Raw genomic sequence first — 6,145 nt, forward strand, 5'->3', positions numbered from 1 at the left:
TTGGTAATAGTAGCCCATATCAATTCCAAAAAACCAGTCATAGCGCTGTTGCCAGATTAAGGATAAGATCCCTTTGAGCAAGTGGGGAATTAAATCTTGCAGTTCGTTATCCACAGGGGTGTTATCAGAAGAGGGTAACTCCTCGGAAGTAGGAAGATATTGTAATGGGTCATACTTTAGCATGGTGATTCCCCTTAGTTAGACCTAGCTGATTGCATTTTACCCAAACTAGAAACTAGAAGAACTAGAATTCCCCACACCAGACCTATGAGCTTATAGGGTTAGGATGCAAGTTAAGGCGCAAGGGAAGCGTTAAAAAAAGACCCCACAAATTCTTATAAATTCTGATCTTTCCACTCTATATAATGATTGATTGGATTCCTTCCCACTCAAGGTGGGATGCAGAAGTGTTTAACTTTAGATCAGGGAACTTCGGATGAACTAGTTTTAGATTAACTTGGTATCTTTAACTACAGTTTTTAGCATCTTTATCCTAATTCTTGCTCTGTTCACAACAACGATAGACAGACATTAGCAATTTTGGTAAACTTTGATAGCTGGATTAAACACTTCTGGGGAAACCTCTAACCTTAGAACATCAGGCTATACAAAGATAAAGCTGACAAAAATAAGCAGATCCCAGCCAACCAGGCAATGGACGGTGTAACGTTAGCAGTCATCTACCATGTCAAATCTAATACTCCTGAAAGGGAAGTGTGGATGGTAGGATGATCGGTGTCTGGGTCAGATGTTAACTGGAAAAGACTTGGAAAATTTTCTGCCCAGAAAAAACGGTTACTTGAACCCAGTGTCGGATTAATCTGTAAACCATTAGTTGGAGGTGCAGCATTCATTCCCACCTAACTCTAGGAGTGTAGGTGTGTTATACTGCCGCAATAGAAGAATGAAAATTCCCAAATTACTATCCCTATGTGCTGTATTTCTACTTAGTTTAGTCCTAGCTATTAGCTGCAACCAATCCCCAAACACCAAACCCTCAGATAACTCCCAAGCCGTTAAAGATTCTACTCCCATTGTTATGGGATACAGCAGTTGGCCTGGTTGGTGGCCGTGGTACATTGCGGAAAAAGAAGGTTTATTTGAAGCCAATGGCCTTAATGTACAACTAAAATGGTTTGATGGCTACCTGGAATCCATGGAAGCTTTAGCAGCAGGAAAACTAGATGCTAATTGCCAAACCCTTAATGATACGATATCTTTTGCTGCTGATGCTGTTAATGGTGAAGTAGCGGTTCTGGTGAATGATAACTCTGCTGGCAATGACAAAATTATTGTCACAGCAGAGATTAATTCCCTGAAAGATTTGAAAGGTAAAAAGGTAGCAATAGAAGAGGGAGTTGTAGATGACTTCTTGCTTAGCTTAGCCCTAGAAGAAGAGGGAATGTCCAGAAAAGATGTGGAAATTGTACCCTTAGAAACTGGGGCAGCAGCAGCAGCATTTGCAGCGGGTAAAGTAGATGCCGTGGGTGCATTCCCTCCCTTTTGGCTCACTGCCCTAAAACGAAAGGGAAGTAAAGAATTAATTAGTTCCAAAGCATTTCCTGGGGCAATCCCTGACTTACTTGTCGTTACTCAAAAGCTGATTGATGAACGTCCTGGCCAAGTTCAAGCTCTAGTAAAGACTTGGTTTGATATCCTAGAGTTTATCAAAAATAATCCCAAGAAGGCCGATGAACTGCTGGCGGAACGCGCTAATGTTAGTGTTGAGGAATTCCAACAGTTTAAAGAAGGAACTCGAATATTTACCCTGGAAGAAAACCTAGAGGCATTTATCCCTGGTAATAGTATGAAGCATATGCCGTTTGCCGCTAAAAAGATGTCTCAGTTTATGCTGGATGTGGGATTTATTCAAAAAGTTCCTGATTTAGATAAGATACTTGATGACCAGTTTGTCAAAGCCTATGCCGCAGGTCGTTCTTAGTCATTAATAACCCATCTAATTAAACCGGTGCGTTACACGTCGTTAACGCACCCACCACATTTCTTAGACTCTTTAATGAATAGTTCCCAGACAACCAAAACTCTAAAACCCACCGTTTTTTGGCGCATTGCTGAGGATATTCCCAAATCCTTAAACTGGATATTAATTATCCTATCAGTTACTATTCCGTTTGTTGTTTGGTGGCTCATCTCAAGTTTTGCTGGCCTTGATTCCGTCTTCCTCCCGTCACCGATTGACGTGGGGAAAGCCGTTATCCGTTTGTGGCAACAAGGCTTTCTTATTCAAGATACTGTTGCTAGCATTCTCAGAGTTTTTGCTGGCTTTCTGTTAGCAGCACTTATTTCCATTCCCTTGGGGATTTCCATGGGAGCATTTGCCAGTATCCGAGGGTTAACAGAACCAATAATTGGTATTGTTCGCTATATGCCAGCTCCGGCATTTATCCCTCTATTCATTATCTATCTAGGTATTGATGAAGCACCGAAAATTGCACTTATTTTTATCGGTACTGTCTTTTTTAATACCTTAATGATTATGGATGCAGTAAAGTTTGTTCCCAAGGATTTAATTGAAAGCACCTACACTTTGGGAGGACTAAGAAGACAAGTCCTATTAGAGGTGATTACTCCCTATGTGATTCCCAATATTATTGATGCATTTCGAGTCAACATGGCAGCATCTTGGAATTTAGTGATTGTAGCAGAATTGGTCGCAGCAAAAGTGGGACTAGGTAAACGTATTTTGCTAGCCCAAAAGTTTCTAAAAACCGATGAAATATTTGCCTGCTTGATTATTCTAGGATTAATCGGATTTGCCATTGATTTATCCTTCCGATTGCTGCTCAGACTTACCTGTAAATGGGCGATTGATTAGATTTTTTGTTAACGGTTGTTCGCGTAGCGTGGCCGAAAGGCCAAGGTTGAAGGTTGAAGGTTGAAGGTTGAAGGTTGAAGGTTGAAGGTTGAAGGTTGAAGGTTGAAGGTTGAAGGTTGAAGGTTGAAGGTTGAAGGTTGAAGGTTGAAGGTTGAAGGTTGAAGGTTGAAGGTAAGCTGTCAGCTAATGGGCTACTTCCCAGCGTCGAAGCCCACGCTAAGCGAACAGCATATGCTTACGTAATCACAAGCAAAAGGGAAAAGGCTTGCAGGAAAATTGAGAATTACAATACCTAATACCCAATACTCAATATACCGAATACTCAATACCCAATACCGAATTACCAATATCACTAATAATAAAAAACCATGCACTTAGAAATTTATCACCTTTACAAACAATTTCCCACGAAACAAGGTACTATTGTTGCCCTAAAGGATATTAATATGCATGTTGAGACAGGGGAATTGGTCTGTGCTGTGGGTGCATCTGGTTCGGGTAAGTCTACCCTGTTGCGTCTGATAGCTGGTTTAGATATGCCTACAGCTGGAGAAATTACGGTTGATGGTTTGACGGTGACTGGACCTAGTTCAGAGCGAGGCATGGTTTTCCAACGATATACCCTATACCCTTGGATGAATGTGATCCATAATGTAGAGTTTGGCTTAAAGCTGCAAGGTGTCCCAAAGCAAAAACGCCGAGAACAGGCTGGTTATTATTTAGATGTGGTTGGGCTGTCTGGGTTTGCTAAGTCCTATCCGAAAGAATTATCTGGGGGCATGAAACAACGGGTTGCGATCGCAAGAGCGCTAGCCTGTCATCCGAAAATCCTGCTGATGGATGAACCCTTTGGCGCACTTGATGTACAAACTAAGGAAACCATGCAACAGTTTTTGCTTGAGGTTTGGCAGCGGACAGGTTGCACCATATTAATGATTACCCATGATGTAGAAGAGGCAGTGTTTTTGTCTCAAAGGATTTATGTGCTGACAGCACGACCTGGTACAATTCAACGGGAATTGCGGATTGAGTTACAGGGTGAGCGCACTTACAAAATCAAGCGTAATCCCGAATTCCATCGCTACACTGATGAAATTATGGATTTACTCCGGGATAGGCCAGAGGAAGTAAGTAGGGGTGTAATATCAAGTCCAGTTTAATACCCATCATAAAAGTATGGAGCCTCGGCGCGGATTGAGTTAGAGGGTGGGAGGTGTGGGGAGATGGGGGAGATTTTTATTAAGGCTAATTATCCTGAGATGATATTAAGGGTTGACAGTTAACCGTCAACCCTTAACCGTCAATCGTCAACGAAAACAAACATCAACTCATACAAAACAAACCTAACTGCAAATGCGATCGCAAACACTAGCCCCTCATTATAGAAAGTATGAAATGTGTGTGAATCGTAGGCCATGACTATCTAATGGGGTGCATCTTTACTTAAACTTTGACTTAAGCTTTGACTTAAGCTTTGACTTAAGCTTTTCTGATTAATTATCAAAACTAAACCCATCAATGGCCTCAATCAACCTATCAATTTCATCCGGCTGGGTGAAGTAGTGAACACAGGCACGGACACAGTCTGGGTCCCGGAGAGTTCGTAGCAAAAAGCCTTGCTGCTCCAGAAACTCTACTAACGTGTTATGGCGCTTGCCATTAGTCAACACAAAGGACACCAGACCAGCTTTGGGAGGTGAAGTAGCCAAACACCTGACTGCTTCCAACTTGGATAAGCCTTGCCATAGGTATTCACTCAATTGACAAATTTGCTGATAACGTTCCTCAGCAGTTCCCCATTGCTGATGAATTGCGATCGCACTACGTAATCCTCCATACAGGGGATAAGCCGAGGTAGCCACTTCAAATCTTTGTCCATCTGGTTGCCAATCCACAGGTTTCCCAGCTTTATCCAGAATAATCCCCCGCCAACCAATAAATGTGGGATTGAGGCTGCTCAAGGCATCTGGACTCACATAGAGACCTCCCACTCCTTCTGGGCCACACCACCACTTGTGACCGGTAAAGGCATAGAAATCTGCCCCCAGTTCAGTTAGATTTAAGGGCAAAGAACCTACTGACTGAGCTGCATCCACTAGAACCCTCACCAATTGGCTACTCTGATCATAGTTGTGACACACATGAGTTATATCCTTGAGTGGCAATACTTGACCCGTATTCCACAGTAGATGACTCAATACCACCAATCGCGTCTGAGGTCGTAAGTATTGCTCAATAGTTTTAGTGGGGTCTCCCTGATTTAGAGTTGCCATAATTGGACAAGTAGATACCTCTACCTGATACCGACGGGAGATTTCCTGGGCAGTAGCGATAATGCCTTGGTGTTCACAATCACTCATCAGGATGTGATCACCCGGTTGCCAATCAATCCCCCACATGGCAATATTGCAGCCAACGGTAACATTTTCGGTGAGGGTGATGGTTTCTGCTGATGTCCCCAACTCTAATGCGATCGCACTTCGAGTTTTGTGGGATTCCTCGGTAACCCAGTCATTGACTTTACCCGAGAATGGGCCATAGCGCTGCACATACTCATAGGCTTGTTGGATGGCATTTAGAGATACCAGAGGCAGAGTCCCTTGGCCCCCAAAATTGAAATAGGCTTTGTGGGCTAATGCCGGAAATTGCTGTCGGTGGATGTCCCGTGGAGTTACTGTAGTAGATATACCAGTCATGAGCATTTTAGTCAATCCCATGGTATTTTATCTTATCAGCCCCGTGGACAAGCTAAAATTTTTTGGATATATTGGACTAAGACATATGTCTTAATTTAAAGAGCGCGAATTTCGTGCATTTCTATAGCGCTTCTTTAGCTTGTCAAGTGCATATGTATAAATTTTCAGCAATTCCTCAGTTGACGGTAGCTAACACTAATCCGTTAGTCTTGGGGTTATTTTATTATGTATGCACCAGTAAACTAACTCTACTACTGTCTTTGGATTAAGTCCATAGCAGTAAGCTCGAACCGTTCTAATTATCCGTATTAATTATTAAAGTTTTATTAAAGTTTTATTAAAGTTTTATTAAAGTTTTATTTTTGACTAGGTCAATGAAAAGTTTATTGAATTGAACGTTTTTTGTTGAGTTGACCCTATTGGACAGTCAACATTCAATAGTAAACCAATAGTCAACAGTCAACAAGTTCATGATTAGATTATAGTGTTAAACACCAACCAATTAATTGAACTATGAGTAAAGTTTTGATTGTGGAAGATAACCTGGCTCAGTTAGAGTTAATGGCTAGATACCTACGGGACAGTGGTAACACAGTTATTTGTATTGCTGATG

The 6,145-nt window shown here is 41.9% G+C and carries 5 protein-coding genes and 1 pseudogene; 3 read left to right on the forward strand and 3 right to left on the reverse strand.

The annotated features are described in order from the left end of the window. Window positions 1-183 (reverse strand): annotated as a pseudogene (locus F6J94_RS28365) (hypothetical protein); the annotation flags it as partial. Between the two features lie 497 nt (window positions 184-680). Next, window positions 681-854, reverse strand: a complete 174-nt coding sequence (locus F6J94_RS28370; protein ID WP_293046571.1) for a hypothetical protein — start codon at window positions 852-854, stop codon at window positions 681-683. A 50-nt stretch (window positions 855-904) separates the two neighbouring features. Between F6J94_RS28370 and F6J94_RS28375 the strand changes: the two genes are divergently transcribed. From F6J94_RS28375 to F6J94_RS28385, 3 genes are all read left to right on the forward strand, one after another. Then, window positions 905-1,942 (forward strand): ABC transporter substrate-binding protein, encoded by a 1,038-nt coding sequence (locus tag F6J94_RS28375; RefSeq protein WP_293024829.1) that lies wholly within the window; start codon window positions 905-907, stop codon window positions 1,940-1,942. Between the two features lie 75 nt (window positions 1,943-2,017). Then, on the forward strand, window positions 2,018-2,836 hold the full coding sequence (locus F6J94_RS28380; RefSeq protein ID WP_293046574.1) for an ABC transporter permease: 819 nt from the start codon (window positions 2,018-2,020) through the stop codon (window positions 2,834-2,836). Window positions 2,837-3,204: 368 nt separating this feature from the next. After that, on the forward strand, window positions 3,205-3,996 hold the full coding sequence (locus F6J94_RS28385; protein WP_293046577.1) for an ABC transporter ATP-binding protein: 792 nt from the start codon (window positions 3,205-3,207) through the stop codon (window positions 3,994-3,996). A 333-nt stretch (window positions 3,997-4,329) separates the two neighbouring features. Here the strand turns inward: F6J94_RS28385 and F6J94_RS28390 are convergent, their stop codons facing one another. Then, window positions 4,330-5,532, reverse strand: coding sequence for an aminotransferase class V-fold PLP-dependent enzyme (locus F6J94_RS28390; RefSeq protein WP_293024824.1), 1,203 nt, complete (start codon window positions 5,530-5,532; stop codon window positions 4,330-4,332). Between the last annotated feature and the right edge of the window lie 613 nt (window positions 5,533-6,145).

The organism is Moorena sp. SIO1F2, assembly GCF_010672755.1.
Lineage (GTDB): Bacteria > Cyanobacteriota > Cyanobacteriia > Cyanobacteriales > Coleofasciculaceae > Moorena.

Bases quoted from the DNA above. Each gene is read 5' to 3' on its own strand.
- F6J94_RS28370 (WP_293046571.1), bottom strand. From the start codon at position 854: ATGAATGCTGCACCTCCAACTAATGGTTTACAGATTAATCCGACACTG.
- F6J94_RS28375 (WP_293024829.1), top strand. From the start codon at position 905: ATGAAAATTCCCAAATTACTATCCCTATGTGCTGTATTTCTACTTAGT.
- F6J94_RS28380 (WP_293046574.1), top strand. From the start codon at position 2,018: ATGAATAGTTCCCAGACAACCAAAACTCTAAAACCCACCGTTTTTTGG.
- F6J94_RS28385 (WP_293046577.1), top strand. From the start codon at position 3,205: ATGCACTTAGAAATTTATCACCTTTACAAACAATTTCCCACGAAACAA.
- F6J94_RS28390 (WP_293024824.1), bottom strand. From the start codon at position 5,532: ATGACTGGTATATCTACTACAGTAACTCCACGGGACATCCACCGACAG.